The organism is Lysobacter gummosus, from assembly GCF_001442805.1.
Classification (GTDB): Bacteria; Pseudomonadota; Gammaproteobacteria; order Xanthomonadales; family Xanthomonadaceae; genus Lysobacter; species Lysobacter gummosus.
In genome coordinates this window covers 3626307-3642753 of the sequence record NZ_CP011131.1, presented here as the reverse complement: position 1 = coordinate 3642753, position 16447 = coordinate 3626307, and the positions used below count along the sequence as shown (strand labels likewise).

At 67.3% G+C, this 16447-nt stretch carries 13 protein-coding genes and 1 pseudogene; 5 read left to right on the top strand and 9 right to left on the bottom strand.

Translation table 11 applies throughout. The features are described 5' to 3' along the window. Positions 1–238: 238 nt before the first annotated feature. From pstS to LG3211_RS14855, 5 genes are all read right to left on the bottom strand, one after another. Complete coding sequence (gene pstS, locus LG3211_RS14875) at positions 239–1315, bottom strand: phosphate ABC transporter substrate-binding protein PstS (protein ID WP_083512561.1); 1077 nt, start codon at positions 1313–1315, stop codon at positions 239–241. A 237-nt stretch (positions 1316–1552) separates the two neighbouring features. After that, complete coding sequence (locus LG3211_RS14870; protein WP_057943516.1) at positions 1553–2788, bottom strand: OprO/OprP family phosphate-selective porin; 1236 nt, start codon at positions 2786–2788, stop codon at positions 1553–1555. A gap of 145 nt (positions 2789–2933) precedes the next feature. Beyond that, positions 2934–3590 carry an endonuclease III gene (gene nth / locus LG3211_RS14865; protein ID WP_057945509.1) on the bottom strand — a complete coding sequence of 219 codons (657 nt, stop codon included), beginning with the start codon at positions 3588–3590 and terminating at the stop codon, positions 2934–2936. Positions 3591–3904: 314 nt separating this feature from the next. Further along, positions 3905–4282, bottom strand: coding sequence for a hypothetical protein (locus LG3211_RS14860; protein ID WP_083512907.1), 378 nt, complete (start codon positions 4280–4282; stop codon positions 3905–3907). 109 nt (positions 4283–4391) lie between these two features. Then, a complete protein-coding gene (locus tag LG3211_RS14855; RefSeq protein WP_057943515.1) occupies positions 4392–5174 on the bottom strand; it encodes an enoyl-CoA hydratase/isomerase family protein in 783 nt (260 codons plus the stop codon). A 244-nt stretch (positions 5175–5418) separates the two neighbouring features. On the opposite strand from LG3211_RS14855, the gene LG3211_RS14850 reads away from it, so the two are divergent. From LG3211_RS14850 to LG3211_RS14830, 4 genes and pseudogenes are all read left to right on the top strand, one after another. Then, positions 5419–6105 carry an FKBP-type peptidyl-prolyl cis-trans isomerase N-terminal domain-containing protein gene (locus LG3211_RS14850; protein WP_057943514.1) on the top strand — a complete coding sequence of 229 codons (687 nt, stop codon included), beginning with the start codon at positions 5419–5421 and terminating at the stop codon, positions 6103–6105. A 171-nt stretch (positions 6106–6276) separates the two neighbouring features. After that, positions 6277–7148, top strand: a pseudogene (locus tag LG3211_RS14840) (NUDIX hydrolase). Then, positions 7145–7996 carry a sulfurtransferase gene (locus LG3211_RS14835; protein WP_057943512.1) on the top strand — a complete coding sequence of 284 codons (852 nt, stop codon included), beginning with the start codon at positions 7145–7147 and terminating at the stop codon, positions 7994–7996. The pseudogene LG3211_RS14840 and the gene LG3211_RS14835 overlap by 4 nt, the downstream one beginning before the upstream one ends. 289 nt (positions 7997–8285) lie before the next feature. Further along, on the top strand, positions 8286–9632 hold the full coding sequence (locus LG3211_RS14830) for a substrate-binding domain-containing protein (protein ID WP_057943511.1): 1347 nt from the start codon (positions 8286–8288) through the stop codon (positions 9630–9632). An 82-nt stretch (positions 9633–9714) separates the two neighbouring features. On the opposite strand, the gene LG3211_RS14825 is transcribed toward LG3211_RS14830, so the two are convergent. Beyond that, positions 9715–10473, bottom strand: coding sequence for an enoyl-CoA hydratase/isomerase family protein (locus LG3211_RS14825; protein WP_057943510.1), 759 nt, complete (start codon positions 10471–10473; stop codon positions 9715–9717). Next, complete coding sequence (locus LG3211_RS14820) at positions 10470–12023, bottom strand: DUF4139 domain-containing protein (protein ID WP_057943509.1); 1554 nt, start codon at positions 12021–12023, stop codon at positions 10470–10472. The genes LG3211_RS14825 and LG3211_RS14820 overlap by 4 nt, the downstream gene beginning before the upstream one ends. 38 nt (positions 12024–12061) lie before the next feature. Between LG3211_RS14820 and LG3211_RS14815 the strand changes: the two genes are divergently transcribed. Next, a complete protein-coding gene (locus LG3211_RS14815) occupies positions 12062–12544 on the top strand; it encodes a copper chaperone PCu(A)C (protein ID WP_083512558.1) in 483 nt (160 codons plus the stop codon). 207 nt (positions 12545–12751) lie between these two features. On the opposite strand, the gene LG3211_RS14810 is transcribed toward LG3211_RS14815, so the two are convergent. Beyond that, a complete protein-coding gene (locus tag LG3211_RS14810) occupies positions 12752–13144 on the bottom strand; it encodes an acyl-CoA thioesterase (protein WP_057945506.1) in 393 nt (130 codons plus the stop codon). 206 nt (positions 13145–13350) lie between these two features. Beyond that, on the bottom strand, positions 13351–16275 hold the full coding sequence (gene uvrA, locus LG3211_RS14805) for an excinuclease ABC subunit UvrA (RefSeq protein ID WP_057943507.1): 2925 nt from the start codon (positions 16273–16275) through the stop codon (positions 13351–13353). Between the last annotated feature and the right edge of the window lie 172 nt (positions 16276–16447).

The following is a 16447-nucleotide window of genomic DNA, read 5'->3' as shown; positions in this document are numbered from 1 at the left end:
GGTTTAGGGTGATCGGAACGTAACAATCGGCTTGGCTGGGGCGGGCGGCCGCGGGTCTGGCGGCCCTCATCCGGCCCTTCGGGCCACCTTCTCCCGCCTGCGGGAGAAGGGCTTCGTCCTCGTTTCCTGAACACACCCCACAAAAACAAAACGGGCCCGAAGGCCCGTTTCGTCCGATCTTCCCCTGGTCTGCGGAACCCCCCGGATCCGACCGGCTCGCGCCGGACGACCTGGCCGATCAGTAGTTCATGTTCGCCGACCAGTAGCTCTCGACCTGCTTGACCAGCGCGTCGGGCAGCGGCACGTAGTCCAGCGACTTGGCCTGCTGATCGCCGTTGGCGTAGACCCAGCGGAAGAATTCCTTCGCGTTCTTGGCGCCTTCGGCGTTCTTGGGCTGCTTGTACATCAGGATGAAGTTGGTCGCGGTGATCGGCCAGGAGTTCTCGCCCGGCGCGTTGGTCATGACCAGATAGAAGTCCTTCGCACCGGCCCAGTCGGCGCTGGCCGCGGCCGCGCCGAAGGTCTCGTCGGTCGGCAGCACGAACTTGCCGTCGGCGTTCTTCATGCGCGAGTACGACATCTTGTTCTGCAGTGCGTACGACAGCTCGACATAGCCGATGCCGCCCTGGATCTGCTTGACGTAGGCGGCGACGCCTTCATTGCCCTTGCCGCCGATGCCGATCGGCCACTTCACAGCGGTGCCTTCGCCGACCGAGGTCTTCCACTCGGCGTTGACCTTCGACAAGTAGTTGGCGAAGTTGAAGGTGGTGCCCGAGCCGTCGGAGCGGTGCACGACGGTGATCTTCTTGTCGGGCAGCTGCAGGCCGCCGTTGAGGGCGACGATGGCCGGATCGTTCCACTTGGTGATCTTGCCCAGGAAGATGTTGCCCAGGGTCTCGCCGTCGAGCTTCATCGCGCCGGAGGCCACGCCCGGCACGTTGATCACCGGCACCACGCCGCCGATCACCGACGGGAACTGGGCCAGGCCGAACTTGGCCAGCTCTTCGGGCTTGAGCGGGGCGTCGGAGGAACCGAAGTCCACCGTCGCGGCCTTGATCTGGGCGATACCGCCGCCGGAACCGATCGACTGGTAGTTGACCTTCTTGCTGGTGGCCTTGGCGTAGTCGGCCGACCACTTGGACATCACCGGGTAGACGAAGGAAGCGCCGGCGCCGGTCACGTCGGCGGCCTGCGCGCTGAATGCTGCGAACGAGACGGCCACTGCAAGCGCGGTCACGCGGAAGGAACGGGAATTGAACACGATGGGGCTCCTGAAGAGAGACGGCTGGCACGAATCCGTTGCGGCGAATTCCATAACAGTTCGATGACGGTCGCGGGTCGGAATCATGACAATCAGATGACTTGCCCGGCTGGCCGATGCGCGGTAGCGGTCATTGCCCGCCGAATCGGGCGCCCGGCGGGCGGCCATCGGCGATGAGGGCGCGAGCAAAAAAAGGGCGCGGCACTGCCGCGCCCTGGAACGACCGAATTCGATCGAGGGGGAGAGAGATGCATCCTCCGGCGCGAACGGGTCCGCGCCGGCGGCCTTGCCTTACCAGTAGAACTGCATGCGCGCTTCGAGGACGTTCGGGTTGTCTTCGGCCTTCGCGCGCAAGGTGGTGCTGTACTTTTCCTGATCGACCATCACGTAGTTCAGCATGAACTTGAAGTTCGAGCGCCAGTACCAGTTCACGCCGAGCGTCCAGGAATCCATCTTGCCGCCGAGCACGCCGTTGACGCGGTTGGTGCCGGCGATCGGGCTGCCGTCGTTGAGATCGATCGTGTCGTAGCGCAGGCCCAACTGCCACAGGCCCTTGGACGGATCGCTCGGCAGGGGCGTGGTCGGGGTGCCGGCCTTGTAGCCCCAGGTCTCGCCGCTGATGTTCCACAGGCCCGAGACGTAGAAACCGTCGCCGCTGAAATCGTCCAGGCCGTTGAGGCGCTTGACGTCGATGGTCATGTACTCGCCCTGCAGCTTGAACGGGCCCTTGACCCACAGGCCTTCGGCGCCGATCACGCTGACGCGGTCGCTGCGGTTGTTGAGGGTGTTGGCGCTGGTGGCGCTGCTGCCGGTATCGATGAAGCGGGTCGCGACCATGTCGGCCATCGGACGCGCGCGCAGGCGGATGCCGTCGGCGTCGGTGTCCTTGTTCGAGTAGGACGCGCCGAAGTGCAGGATGTTGCCGGCTTCGTTGATCGGAGCGTAGTAGCCGCGCAGGCCGTAGCCGGCGCCGTGCTCGCGGTTGCGGGTCAGCTCGCGGCCGAAGTAGCTCGCGGTCAGGCCCCAGTTGTTGTCGCCATAGTTGTACTGAACGCCGACGCGGCGCGCGGTGCCCAGGCTGTTGGTGATCGAGGACTTGGAGACGAAGTCGTTGTTCTTGGTCGAGGACAACTCTTCCATCGTCGCGCCCGGCTGCTTGTACTGGCCGACCTGGATGAAGTGGTTGGCGTTGTTGCCGAACTTGTACTTGATGTTGGCGTCGAGGAACTTGTCGTCCTTGGCGTCGTAGCCCAGCACCCATTCGATGTTGCCCGGGCCCTTGCCCTTGAGCACCAGCTCGGCGCGGCGCAGTTCGTTGAGGTACTCCTTGCCGTCGACGTCGGTGCCCGGCACGTCGGCGCCGTAGTCGATGGTGTCGGTGTCGAACTTGTAGAAATCCGCCTGGACCAGACCTTCGAAGGAGACTTCCGAGTTGCCGATGACGTCGAGAGCGACTTCGGCGTGTGCGGCCGGCGCCACGAGGGCGGCGAGCAGCGCGACGGCAAGGGTGTTGCGCGAGAGTTTCATGGTCTAGCCCTGAGGCGTGGAGAGATGCCGCGCAGGCTAGGGTGTGAAAGTTGCGTAAATGTGACAGAACTGACTTATTTCGCGGGCATGACGGAGCGATGACGCTCGGGCAACGGCGGTGTTGCCATTCGAATTGCCTTTGCGATCAAGCAGCTACGGGGTCGGGCTCGCCCGGCGTCTTGTCCGGAAAACGACAAAGATCACGGATCGCACAGTGCGGACAATCCGGTTTTCGTGCCTTGCAAACGTAACGTCCGTGCAGGATGAGCCAGTGATGCGCATCTTGAAGGTAGGCATCGGGTACCACTTTGAGCAGCTTATGCTCGACCGCGAGCACATCCTTGCCCGGCGCAAGGCCGGTGCGGTTGGAGACGCGGAAGATGTGCGTGTCCACCGCGATGGTCGGCTCGCCGAAGGCGGTGTTGAGCACGACGTTGGCGGTCTTGCGGCCGACCCCGGGCAATGCTTCCAGCGCAGCGCGATCGCGCGGCACTTCGCCGCCGTGCAGTTCCAATAACTGCTGCGACAGCGCGACCACGTTCGCGGCCTTGGTGTTGAACAGCCCGATCGTGGCGATATACGGCTTGAGCCCCTCGACCCCGAGGGCGGCGATCTGCCGCGGCGTATTGGCGATGGGAAACAACTTGCGCGTGGCTTTATTGACGCCGACGTCGGTGGACTGCGCCGACAGCGCGACGGCGACCAGCAATTCATAAGGCGTGGTGTATTCGAGCTCGGTGGTCGGCGCGGGGTTGAGCGCCTGCAGGCGCGCGAACATGTCCTGGATCTGCGCAGGCTTCATCTGCGCGCCGCTGCGTTCCTTGACCGGTGCGTCGGCGGCGGGCGCGCGCTTGGGGGATTTCGCGCCGGCGGTCTTGGCCGTGGCGCGTCCGGCGGACGGGGCCTTGCTCGAAGCACGGGCGGTCTTCGCCGGCTGCTTCGCCGCCGGCGTGGACGCGCGGGGCAACGTTTTCTTTTTCGCCGCCGTGCCGATCGGGGACGTCGCGGCCTTCGCCGCTTTCTTCGCCGGACCTTTGACGTCTGCGTTTTTGAAGGTGGTGGCCGACTTGGCTGGCTTCTTGGCGGGCGCGGTCTTGGGCATGCGGGATTCGTAACTCAGGTGGGTCCGCGCTGCGCGGCTTTGGCCTTGGCGCGCGCGAGCGCGGCCGCGGCGGCGTTGGGCAGGGCGGGGCGCGGCGGCGGTGCCGCTTCGATGGCCGCATCAACGGTATCGGCGACTTCGCTCGCGGCGACGGGAGCGGCGCCGGCACGTTGCGCCGCGCGTTCGTCGGCGCGGCGTTGCAGGCGTTGCGCGCGGGCGCGATAGCGTTCGCGCGCGGCCAATGCGGTCAACCGATTCGCGCGTGCTTCGCTGATCGCCAGCGCGCACGTGGGCGTGCAATGCGCGCAGGCGCGCGCCGGGTCGGCGTCGTCGTTCAACAGGCCCAGGGCGATGGCGCGATCCAGATCGTCGCGCGCCAGCGCGCGCGCGATCGCATGCGCCGCCGCGCCGAGCGGATCGGCGCAGCCGCACGCGCAGGCGGCATCGCCCGGCGCGTGGCCGCTATCGGATTGACGATGGCCCGATGCGCTCACGCCGGACTCAACGGCCGTGGAACGCCGGCTTGCGCCGTTCCAAGAACGCCGTGGTGCCTTCGCGCATGTCGTCGGTGGAGAACATCAAGCCGAATTGCGCGGTCTCGTATTCCAGACCTTCTTCGATGCCGCATTCGCCGCCGACCGCGACGCAGTCGAGCACGCCGCGCAGCGCCAGCGGCGCGGACGCGGCCAGTTGCTCGGCCAGTTTGAAGGTCTCCGCTTCCAGTTCGGCCGCGGCGACGACCCGGTTGACGATGCCCAACTCCTTCGCCCGCGCCGCGTCGATCGGCGCGCCGAGCAGGCACAGCTCCAGGGTCGCGGCACGGCCGGCCAGGCGCAGCAGGCGCTGGGTGCCGCCGAAACCGGGAATCAGGCCGAGGTTGATCTCGGGCTGGCCGATCTTGGCGCTGTCCGCGGCCAGGCGCAGATGGCAGCCCATCGCCAGTTCCAGGCCGCCGCCGAGGGCGAAACCGTTGATCATCGCGATCACTGGCTTGGGCATTTTCTCGATCCGGCGCATCAGTTTCTGCCCGCGCAGGGAGAAATCGCGGCCCTGGACCGGGGTCAAAGCGTTCATTTCCGAGATATCGGCACCGGCGACGAAGGCCTTCGGGCCGGCCCCGGTCAGGACCACGGCACGCACCGCCGGGTCGGCCTCGGCGGCCTCGAAGGCGGCCAGCAGGGCGTCCAGGGTGGCTGCGTTGAGCGCGTTCAGCTTGTCCGGACGGTTCACGGAGATCTGGCGCACGGCGCCGCGATCGGCGATCAGCAAAGGCGATTCGGTCATGTGATGGCCGTAGGATTCTCGAAAATTGCGGGGAGTGGGGACTGCGACCGCCGTTGAACTCCGCGGCCGCGGCGCTGTCATAGACGGGCGGCGTCAGTGGCGGTTAAGCGCTGCCGCCGGTATCCTAACCCGTCCTGTCCGGGGCTTTCGACCGCAGGGCTTTACACATTGGGGCATTGGAAAGTGCTCCCAGCTGATCGGGGCGGCGAAGGTCGCCCCGTGCCATTACCGGAGGTTTCACCGAATGAAGTTGCGTTTGATTGCTGCCGCCGTCGCGGCCCTGGCACTGACCGCCGGCAACGCCGTCGCGCAGGACACTTCTTCCGAGAAGGGCAAGCTGAGCTACGCGCTCGGCTACGACCTCGGCAGGAATGCCGTGGAAAGCGGCGAGCAGGTCGATGTGAACACCATCATCAAGGGTCTGCAGGACGGCTATTCCAAGAAGCAGCCCACCGTGCCGGTGGACCAGCTGCGCACGGCCGTGCAGAACATGCAGAAGCGCCAGACCGAGCGCGCCAAGGCCGAGTGGGACAAGGCCGCGGCCGAGAACAAGACCAAGAGCGAAACCTTCATCAACGCCAACAAGTCCAAGGCGGGCGTGAAGGTGCTGCCGAGCGGCGTGCAGTACCGCGTGATCGACAACGGCACCGGCGCCAAGCCGACGTCGGCGAGCACCGTGGCGCTGGAAGTGGCCGGCCCGTTCCCCTGGGGCGAGCGTCCGGCGCAGACGCGTCCGGCCAACTCGATCCCGTCGATCAAGGTCAGCGACATCGAAATGAAGGCGATGCAGGAAACCCTGCTGCAGATGCCGACCGGTTCCAAGTGGGAAGTGACGCTGCCCTCGGCCCAGGCCTACGGCGCCGATCCGCGCACCCCGTTCCCGCCGAACGTGGCGGTGCAGTTCGAAATCAAGCTGGTCAGCGTCAAGTAATACGACCACGAAGCTCGAACGCAGTTGTGTGACGCACTTGCGCCGGCCCGTCCGGCGCAAGTCGTTTGTGGGGTCCGGCGGCGCATGCCCGGCATGGCGCCGCTTTCCCGTTCTGCTTGCCGCCTGCGCGGCGAGGCTTTATCCGGCCGTCCCGCCAGGCAAAATGGCGGCATGGCCCCGGTGGACGATATGACGACTTTTCGCGCGGTGCTCAGCCCCTGCATCGGCGTATGCCAACTCAGCGACGACGGCCTGTGCATGGGCTGTCATCGCACCAACGCGGAGATCGCGCGCTGGTCGCAAATGAACGACGACGAGCGCCTGCGCCTGATGGAAGACGTGCTGCCCAAGCGCGAGGCGGGGCTGCGGTGAGTTCCGACGCCGCCTCCGGTTCCGCCGCGTCCGCGTTCGCCGGCAATTTTCTCGACGGCGATTCGCGCGCGCGCACGCGCCTGCTGGCGGCGCTGCATCCGCTCGACGCCGCGCCCGAGAGCGACGGCTGGAATCTCGACGATGTCACCGACCTGCTGCCCGACAACGCCTTGCACGCGCAGGCCGCGGTGCTGGTCGGTCTGGTGCCGCGCGGCGAAGGCGTGCAGGTGCTGCTGACCCGGCGCACCGACGGATTGCGCCAGCACGGCGGGCAGGTCAGTTTTCCCGGCGGACGCATCGAACCCAGCGACGAAGACGCGGTCGCCGCGGCGCTGCGCGAGACCGAAGAAGAAATCGGCGTGCCGGCCGCGCTGATCGCGCCGCTGGGGTTTCTCGACCCGCTGGTCACCATCACCGGCTTTCGCGTGCTGCCGCTGGTGGCGGTAATCGACCCCGCCTATGTGGCGCGGCCCGATCCGTCCGAGGTCGCGGACGTGTTCGAAGTGCCGCTGACCTTCCTGCTGGACCCGGACAACCTCAGCACGCGCACGCTCGAGTACAAGGGCCGCGCGCGCCATGTGCTGGAATATCGCTACCCGAGCCAGCGCATCTGGGGCGCGACCGCGTCGATGCTGCTCAACCTGCGACAACGACTGGAGGCTGCGCGATGACCGCTTGGACCACCCTGGTATCGGCCGAGGATCTCGCCGCGGCGCTGGGCCGCGAAGATCTGATCGTGATCGACACCCGCACCTCGCTCACCGATCGCGCGGCCAGCGAGAATGCCTACCGGCAATCGCACATCCCCGGCGCGCGTTACGCCGATCTGGATCGCGACCTGTCGGATCATCGCAAGACCTCCGGCGGTCGCCACCCGTGGCCGGACGCCGCCGATTTCACCGCGACGCTGAGCCGCTGGGGCATCACGCCGCAGCATCAGGTCGTGGTCTACGACGCCGCCGACGGCGCGCTGGCCGCTTCGCGCCTGTGGTTCCTGCTGCGCGTGCTCGGCCATCGGCGCGTGGCCGTGCTCGACGGCGGCTGGCAGCGCTGGAGCGCGCTCGGCTTGCCGACCGACGTCGAGATTCCCACGCCGCAAGCGACGCAATACGAAGCCAGCTTCGACGCGCGCCGCCTGCTCGACGCGCAGGACGTGCGCGCCTTGCTCGATTGCGGCGGCCTGCTGATCGATGCGCGCGCCGGCGAGCGCTTTCGCGGCGAAGTCGAACCGCTGGACCGCGTCGCCGGGCACGTACCGGGCGCGAGCAATCGCGCGTACTCCACCAATCTGGCCGACGGCCGCTTCAAATCGCCGGAAACGCTGGCGGCGGAATTCGCGCCGTTGCTGGGCGGGCGGGCGCCGGCGCAAGTCGCGGCGATGTGCGGCTCGGGCGTGACCGCCTGCCATCATCTGCTGGCGATGGCGCACGCCGGTTTCGACGGCGCGGCCTTGTACACCGGTTCCTGGAGCGGCTGGATCGAAGATCCGCAGCGGCCGATCGCGACCGGCGAAGGCTGACGGGCGCGTCGTTGGCGCCCGATCCGGTCCGATGGCGCGTAGCCGTTTGTTTGCGCGGCGCTTTCAATAGTTCATTCGCGATGACAGTTGCGATGCAGATCAAAGCCCGCATCTTTTTTGCGCCGCGAACTGCGCGACTCCCGCACGCACCGCGCATTCGCGCGGCGCAACCCAACTGTGCGGAATAAGTCGATCGCTTAACGTTATCGAAGTGACGCGCGTCGCGTAACGGCCGCGTCACAGGCCGCGCCCATCCTTGCGCGCAATTCGCACAGGGGGAGTGCGCGCCATGTCGCGTGCCGTGGTTTCGCCGTTGTTGTTGGTTTTTGCCTTCGTCCTTTCAGCATTCGCCGCTCCCGCCGACGCGCAGGACGCCGAGCGCGTGCGCATCCGCGGTTCCAACACCCTGGCGCATGCGCTGGTGCCGGAGGTCGCGCAATCGTGGCTGCGCGATATCGGTTACACCGGCATCCGCGTGGATCGGTCGAAACCGGCGCTGACCGAAATCCACGCCACTCGGGACGGCCAGCCCTTGATCGTGGAAATCGGCGCCAGCGATTCGGCGCGCGGCTTCAACGACTTGATCGAAGGCCAGACCCAGATCGCGATGATGACCCGGCGCCCGAACGCGGCCGAGCTCGACGCAGGTTGGCAGCTCGGCGATCTGGGCACGCCCGAGCAGGAATTCGTGATCGCGCTCGACGGCGTGGCGGTGGTGGTCAATCGCAACAACCCGGTCGTGCGCCTGGATTTCAATCAACTGCGCGCTTTGTTGTCCGGACAATCGCGCGACTGGCGCGAACTCGGCGCGGCCGGGCAAGTGCATGTGCACCTGGATTCCAGCGCCGGCGCGGTGCGCGATCTGATCAACGAGCGGGTGATGCGCGGCGCCGCCTTCGCCGAAGCGCAGCAACATGCGAACGCGCGCGAACTGATCGCCGCGGTCGCCGCCGATCCGCTCGCGATCGGCTTGATTCCGCTCGGCGAACATTACGGCGCCGGCACCAAGCCGCTGGCGATCGCCGACGGCGGCCGCGCGATCGCGCCGACCCGCACCGAAGTGGTGAGCGAGGACTATCCGCTGAGCCGGCGCCTGTATCTGTACGGCGGCCAGATGATGGGCGCGCTCAGCCGCAGCTTCGCCTTGTATGCGATGACCCGGCCCGGCCAGCGCGCGGTCGCGCGCAGCGGCCATGTCGCGGTGACGCTGGTGCCCGGACGCGAACGCCGCGTCACCCTGGGCCCGGGCGAGTACCGTCAGCTGGTCGACAACGCCGTGCGCCTGCCGCTGAGCCTGCGCTTCAACTTCAACGGCCCCAGCGAAAGCGGCGTGGCGGCGAGCGTGTACGACAGCCGCGCGGTGCGCGACCTCGACCGTCTGCGCGCGTTCATGCAATTGCCGCCGAATCGCGGCCGGCGCCTGCTGGTGATCGGTTTCGCCGACATCAGCGCCGGTTCGACGATGGCGGCGATGATGATGAGCAACGACCGCGCCGACCTGATCGCGCAGGAACTGGTTTCGCGCGGGCTCAAGGTGCAGCAGGCGCGCGGCATGGGCACCGCGCTGCCGGTGGCCGGCCCGCGCGACGCGGCGGCGCGTTATCGCAACGAGCGCGTCGAGGTGTGGTTGCTTTGAAGCGAGGAACGAGTGCGTAGGAGTGAGGAGTGAGTGAAAGCCCTTACTCACTCCTCACTCCTACGCACTCTTTTCTGCTACATCACTTGCCCAGCTTGGCCACCAGCGCCTTCAACGCCGTCTGCGTATCCGGCGAATACCAGGATTCGACGAAGCGATCGAGTTCGATATGTTCCGGGCGCAGGGCCTCGATCAGATCGGCGCGGGCCAGCGCGCGGGTCTGCAGCATCGCGCTGCGCGGCAGGCTCAGCAGTTGCTGCAGCCACTCGCGTGCGTGCTCGGAAACGGCGTCGATCTCGACCAGTTCATCGACCAGGCCGATGCGCAGCGCGGTTTCGGCGTTCACCATCGCGCCGGCCACCAGCAGGCGTTCGGCGCGATAGGTGCCGACCACGCGCCGCATCAGGCGCTGGATGCCTTCCGGCGCGACCAGGCCGACCTGGGTTTCGTTGAGGCCGATGCTGTAATTGCCCGAGGCCATCACCCGGTAATCGCAGCACAAGGCCAGCACGCAGCCGCCGGCCGGCGCGTGACCGGCCATCGCCGCGACCACCGGCACCGGCGAGGATGCCAGTGCGCGGCTGAGGCCGAAGAAGGCCTGCCAGGCCAGCAACAGATGATCGCGCTGATCGCCCAGCGAGAGCAGGTAAGGCACGTCCAGACCCGCGGAGAACACTTTCGGCCCGCCGCTGAGCACGATGCCGTGCGCGCCGTGCAGCACCGCCTGTTCGACCGCTTCGCGCGCGGCGTTGCACAGCGCCGGATTGAGCGCGTTGACCGGCGCGCGCGCCAGTTTGATTTCGACGATGTCGCCGTGGGTCTGGGTTTCTACGCAATTCATGGTTTGACGTCCTGGGGCCAGCGATAGCGCACGGTGTAGGTCAGCTTGGTTTCGCCTTCGGCCGGCACGGGCACCTCGAACTGAGCGTGGCGCGCGTCCTTCTTCTTCGACGGCAGGCTGGAGGACACGATCTCCCAATCGGTCCAGCGCGGCAAGGGTTCGGTGACGCGAACCGTGGCGAGGCTCTTCTTCGCGTTCTTGACGGTGATCGCGAACGATTCGGTGATGGTCCGTCCGGTACGGTCGAGCTGGAACGCGGTGGCTTCGCGCTTGCCGCTCAGGTCGAAGACTTTGCCGAGTTCGAGCTTGATGTCGGCGCCCGACGGGGTGTGCTGGAGCTGGGATTCGCCGAGGAAATCGCCGCCGTCGAAAGCGCGCACGCGGCCGGCCGGCAACGGCAGTCCCAGGCCGGAGGCCTTGTCGTTCTTGAACTCGACCTTGGACACCACCGGGATGTCGCCGGTCTGTCCGCCGTAGCCGCGATCGATCAGCGGCGTCGGCGGCTGCCAGCCGTTGTCGCTGACTTCCAGCGAGTAGATGCGTTCGCAGGCGACCGCGTCGTTGCGCGGGAACAGCGCGATGCGTTCGGTGCCGCCGTTGTTCAGGCTGGCCGGTTGCGACAGGTCGTAGGCGTGGTATTCGCCGGCGGCGCGCTGCACGACCGCGCTGGCTTCCATCGGCGCCGGCAAGGCCGGCATCGCCGCGTCCATGGCGCGCGCCTCGGCATACATTTCCGGAGGCGCCGAGCGCGTGCGATTGGGCTCGCCCGCGACCAGGCTCAGGCGCACGTCGTTGAAGGCGCGGCCGCTGCGATTGGCGACCAGCGCCGCGCCGTCCAGCGCCAGCTTGCAGCCGCCGCCGGAGGCGAGCGTGGCGCGGTATTCGGCGCGCCAGGCCATGCCGCCCATGGGATAGCTCAATACGAAATCGGCATTGCCGGCCTGCGCGGCATTGACCGTCCACTGCAGCGCCGACTGGCGCGGCAGCACGTTGTCGTTATCGGCCAGGCTGAAGCTGTCGTAGCTGCGGATGACCTTGACCCGGCCGTCGTCGAGGGCGAGGGTGAGGCCGTCGCCGGCCGCCAGCAGCACGCCGCTGTCGGTCTGCTTGGCGCCACCGGCGGTATGTTCGACGCTGACCTTGCGGCCGATGGCGACGCCGACCACGTTCTGCGCGCCCGAGACCGGCGCGATGTAGCGCTGTCCCACGATGCTGACGCCGGGGCTGCGCGGCTGCAGCACCGCAGCTTCGACGTCCATCGACGGCGGCAGCGGTTTGTCCGACAGCGAATTGCCGCCGCGCTTGAGATCGAAGCGCAGCGGGCGTTCGACCAGGGCGTAGCCGGGCATGCCGGCGCTGGCGCTGCGCACGTTGGCCAGCGACTCGTAGTCGCCGCTGTAGACGGTCAGGCGGGTTGCGCCGCCGCTGCGCGCATCGCCGCCGTCGGCGTCGGACGGCGCGGTGGGCGCGGACTTGCCGGCACGGTCGCCGGAGGGTGAGGAACAGGCGCTCAGGGCCACGGCCAGGGCGAGCAGGCTCAGCTGTTTCATCGTCAACTCCATCGATGCTCGGGGGTTATGATAGGCCGATGAACGTATCGAGCATCCGAACGGGGTTGGCGCTTGCGGCTTTGGTCGCCGTCGGCACGGTATTCAGCGTCGCGGCGAAGTCGCCTCCGAAGGCCGCCGCGGCCACGGCCGGCTGCCTGGCCCAGGTGCGCGAGGGTTGGGTGCGCTTGCCGCCGATGCAGATGCCGATGATGGCCGGGTTCGGCCGCATCGAGAACCGCTGCGCGGCGCCGGTGGTGATCGTCGGCGCGAGCAGCGCGGCCTTCGCCGACGTATCGCTGCACGAGACCCGCATCGTCGATGGGGTCAGCAAGATGCGCGCCTTGCCCGAACTGCGCATCGCCCCGGACGGCGCCGCGGTGCTCAAGCCCGGCGGCATGCATCTGATGCTGATGCAGCCGCATGCGCCGCTCAAGGACGGCAGCCGCGTGGCGATCGAGTTCCGGCTCAAGGACGGCGGCTCGCTGCTGGGTGAGTTCGAGGTGCGTAAGGCCGCGCCTTGAGGCGGTTGCTGACGCGGCGATCTTGTCGCCAAGCGCGAATCCCCTGGCCCGCGGGCATGGACTGTGAGCGTTCGGTGCCGCGCGAATCTGCGGCAATTCCAGGCGCGTAGCTCGGCGCCCTCTCTGGAAAAGGGGGCGAGTGCACGGCGCGAAATCGAAGCCGGAAAAATCTTCAGCGCGGGGGATTCGCTCCTGCCCGCGCCGCCATCAACCCGCCGAGCAGGCCGCGCGAACGGGTTCGGGCAACGCCGCCGGTTGGCCGGTATCGCGATGGATCCACACCAGCACGACATTGCCGTCGCAATAGATCGCCGATTCGTCGTGGGCGCCGACGATGCGATGGCCGATGCTCAGGCTGGTGTTGCCCAGGCGTTCGACGAACAGTTCGACATCGATTTCGTTCGGCCATTCGATCGGCCGGCGATAGTTCAAATGCGCGGCGGCGACCACCGGCGCGACGTGCTCGTCCATGCCGTGGCCGGGCAGGGTCACCATCCAGCGCAGGCGCGCTTCCTCCAGGTAGCTGAGGAACTGCGAATTGTTGACGTGGTTGAAGGCGTCCAGATCGCGCCAGCGCACCGACAGCGGGACACGGATCAATGCGGGCGGGACGGCCGGCGTCGGCGCCTGCGCCGCGACCGCCGGCGCGTTGGAAGCCGCAGGCTGAGTCGCTTGCGCGGTTACCGCGTTGTCGGTAACCGTCGCCGCTTCGGTCTGCTTGCGCGAACGCGGGCTGCGCTTGCGCGGCGCCGGTTTGGTTTTGCCGGCGTCGCCGCCGGCCGCGGGGGCCTTCTTCTTGGTATCGCTCATGCAGCGGACTTCTTCTTGGCGCGCGCGGCCGGCGCGTCGGATTTCGCCGCCGGTTTCTTCTTCGCCGGCTCAGCGGGCTTGGCCTTCTTCGGCGTGCCCAGCAGCGGTGCGAGGAAGTGGCCGGTATGCGAATGCGGCAGCGCGGCGATGTCTTCCGGCGTGCCGGTGGCGAGGATGGTGCCGCCGCGATGGCCGCCTTCCGGACCCAGATCGATGACCCAGTCGGCGGTCTTGATCACGTCGAGGTTGTGCTCGATCACCACCACCGTGTTGCCGTCGTCGCGCAGGCGGTGCAGGACCGCGAGCAGGTGTTCGATGTCGTGGAAATGCAGGCCCGTGGTCGGCTCGTCGAGGATGTACAGCGTGCGCCCGGTATCGCGGCGCGAGAGTTCCTTCGACAGCTTCACGCGCTGCGCTTCGCCGCCCGAAAGCGTGGTCGCGCTCTGGCCCAGCTTGATGTAGCTCAGGCCCACGTCCATCAGCGTTTCGAGTTTGCGCGCGATGGTCGGTACCGCCTCGAACAGGCTCAGCGCCGCCTCCACCGTCATCGACAGCACGTCGTTGATGTTGTAGCCCTTGTACAACACCTCCAGCGTCTCGCGGTTGTAGCGCTTGCCGTGGCAGACGTCGCAAGGCACGTACACGTCCGGCAGGAAGTGCATCTCGACCTTGATCAGGCCGTCGCCCTGGCAGGCCTCGCAGCGGCCGCCGCGCACGTTGAAGCTGAAACGGCCCGGCGAATAGCCGCGCGCGCGCGCTTCGGGCACCTGCGCGAACAGCTCGCGCAGCGGCGTGAACAGACCGGTGTAGGTGGCCGGATTGGAGCGCGGCGTGCGCCCGATCGGCGACTGGTCGATGTCCACGACCTTGTCGAACAGCTCGATGTTCTCCACCGACTTGTACGGCGCCGGGGTTTGCGAAGCGCCGTTCAACTCGTTGGCGGCGATCACGTACAGCGTGTCGTTGATCAGCGTGGACTTGCCCGAGCCCGACACGCCGGTGACGCAGGTCAACAGGCCCGCGGGGATGTGCAGATCGACATCCTTGAGGTTGTTGCCGCTGGCGCCGCGCAGATGCAGGGTGGTCTTCGGGTTCGGTTTGTGCCGGGTCTTGGGGATTTCGATCTTGCGCTTGCCGCTGAGGTATTGGCCGGTCAGCGAACGCGGCGCTTTCAGGATGTCGGCGAAGTGGCCCTGGGCGACGATCTCGCCGCCGTGCACGCCGGCGCCGGGGCCGATATCGACGATGTAGTCGGCCAAGCGCATCGCGTCTTCGTCGTGTTCGACCACGATCACGGTGTTGCCCAGATCGCGCAGGCGCGTCAGCGTGCCGAGCAGGCGCTCGTTGTCGCGCTGATGCAGGCCGATCGACGGCTCATCGAGCACGTACATCACCCCGACCAGTCCGGCGCCGATCTGGCTGGCCAGACGGATGCGCTGGGCTTCGCCGCCCGACAGCGAGTCGGCCTTGCGTTCCAGGGTGAGGTAATCCAGGCCGACATCGACCAGGAAGCGCAGGCGATCGACGATCTCCTTGACGATCTTGATCGCGATCTCGCCGCGCCAGCCCGGCAGTTCCAGGCCCTTGAAGAAATTCAGCGCTTCATCGACCGGCAGCACCACCAGGTCCGGCAGCGGACGCTCGGCGACGAACACGTTGCGCGCGGCGCGGTTGAGGCGCGCGCCGCCGCAGTCGGGGCAGGGACGCTGGCTGATGAACTTGGCCAGTTCCTCGCGCACCGCCGCCGATTCGGTCTCGCGGTAACGGCGCTCCAGGTTCGGCACGATGCCTTCGAAGCGATGCTTGCGCTGGCTGCGGCCGCCGTTCTCGGTGATGTAGTTGAAGCTGATCTGCTCATCGCCGCTGCCGTACAGCACCGCCTGTTGCTGGGCCGCGGTCAGCGACTGCCACGGCGTATCGACGTTGAACTTGTAGTGCTTGGCCAGCGACTGGATCAACTGGAAGTAGTAGGCGTTGCGGCGGTCCCAGCCGCGCACCGCGCCGGCCGAGAGCGACAGCTCCGGGTGCACGACCACGCGCGCGGGATCGAAGAATTCCGCCACGCCCAGGCCGTCGCAGGTCGGGCAGGCGCCGACCGGCGAATTGAACGAGAACAGCCGCGGCTCGAGTTCGGGCAGCGAATAATCGCAGACCGGGCAGCTGTACTTGGACGAGAACAGCAGCGGCGCGGTCTCGGCGTTGTCCAGCGACTGCACCTGGGCCATGCCGTCGCCGAGCTTGAGCGCGGTTTCGAACGACTCGGCCAGGCGCTGCTTGATGTCGTCGCGCGGGCGGAAGCGGTCGACCACCGCCTCGATGGTGTGCTTGACGCGCAAGGCCAGCGGCGGCACCGCGTCGATCTCGTACAACTGGCCGTCCACGCGCACGCGCACGAAGCCCTGCGCGCGCAGTTGCTCGAACACTTGCGCGTGCTCGCCCTTGCGTTCGCGGATGACCGGCGCAAGCAGCATGTAGCGCTGCTCAGGATCCAGCGCGATGGCCTGATCGACCATCTGGCTGACGGTCTGCGCTTCCAGCGGATAGTGGTGATCCGGGCAGCGCGGCGAGCCGACGCGTGCGTACAGCAGGCGCAGGTAGTCGTAGACCTCGGTGATCGTGCCGACGGTCGAACGCGGGTTGTGCGAGGTGGATTTCTGCTCGATCGAAATCGCCGGCGAGAGGCCTTCGATGTGGTCCACATCGGGCTTTTCCATCACCGACAGGAACTGCCGCGCGTAGGCCGACAGCGATTCGACGTAGCGGCGCTGGCCTTCGGCGTAAATGGTGTCGAAAGCCAGCGAGGACTTGCCCGAGCCGGACAGTCCGGTGATCACGATCAGCTTGTCGCGCGGCAGATCGAGATCGATGTTCTTGAGGTTGTGCGTCCGCGCGCCGCGGATGCGGATGTAGTCCAGCGCCATCGGGTGCCTGCAAGGGGGAGAGTCGCCGGCGCGAAAGGCGACGGCGAACAGGGGAGCGTATCGAGTGGGGAAGGTGGGGGCAAATCCGCCGAACCAAAGCGCGCGAGGGCGTCACCGGCGATGTCATGCCGGGCCCGTGGGGCTTGGGATTCAGGCGTCGGCGCCGGGTGGG

Excerpts from the sequence above, each read along its gene's own strand:
- pstS (WP_083512561.1), bottom strand. The coding sequence starts at position 1,315 with ATGGAATTCGCCGCAACGGATTCGTGCCAGCCGTCTCTCTTCAGGAGC.
- LG3211_RS14870 (WP_057943516.1), bottom strand. The coding sequence starts at position 2,788 with ATGAAACTCTCGCGCAACACCCTTGCCGTCGCGCTGCTCGCCGCCCTC.
- nth (WP_057945509.1), bottom strand. The coding sequence starts at position 3,590 with ATGAAGCCTGCGCAGATCCAGGACATGTTCGCGCGCCTGCAGGCGCTC.
- LG3211_RS14855 (WP_057943515.1), bottom strand. The coding sequence starts at position 5,174 with ATGACCGAATCGCCTTTGCTGATCGCCGATCGCGGCGCCGTGCGCCAG.
- LG3211_RS14850 (WP_057943514.1), top strand. The coding sequence starts at position 5,419 with ATGAAGTTGCGTTTGATTGCTGCCGCCGTCGCGGCCCTGGCACTGACC.
- LG3211_RS14835 (WP_057943512.1), top strand. The coding sequence starts at position 7,145 with ATGACCGCTTGGACCACCCTGGTATCGGCCGAGGATCTCGCCGCGGCG.
- LG3211_RS14830 (WP_057943511.1), top strand. The coding sequence starts at position 8,286 with ATGTCGCGTGCCGTGGTTTCGCCGTTGTTGTTGGTTTTTGCCTTCGTC.
- LG3211_RS14825 (WP_057943510.1), bottom strand. The coding sequence starts at position 10,473 with ATGAATTGCGTAGAAACCCAGACCCACGGCGACATCGTCGAAATCAAA.
- LG3211_RS14820 (WP_057943509.1), bottom strand. The coding sequence starts at position 12,023 with ATGAAACAGCTGAGCCTGCTCGCCCTGGCCGTGGCCCTGAGCGCCTGT.
- LG3211_RS14815 (WP_083512558.1), top strand. The coding sequence starts at position 12,062 with ATGAACGTATCGAGCATCCGAACGGGGTTGGCGCTTGCGGCTTTGGTC.
- uvrA (WP_057943507.1), bottom strand. The coding sequence starts at position 16,275 with ATGGCGCTGGACTACATCCGCATCCGCGGCGCGCGGACGCACAACCTC.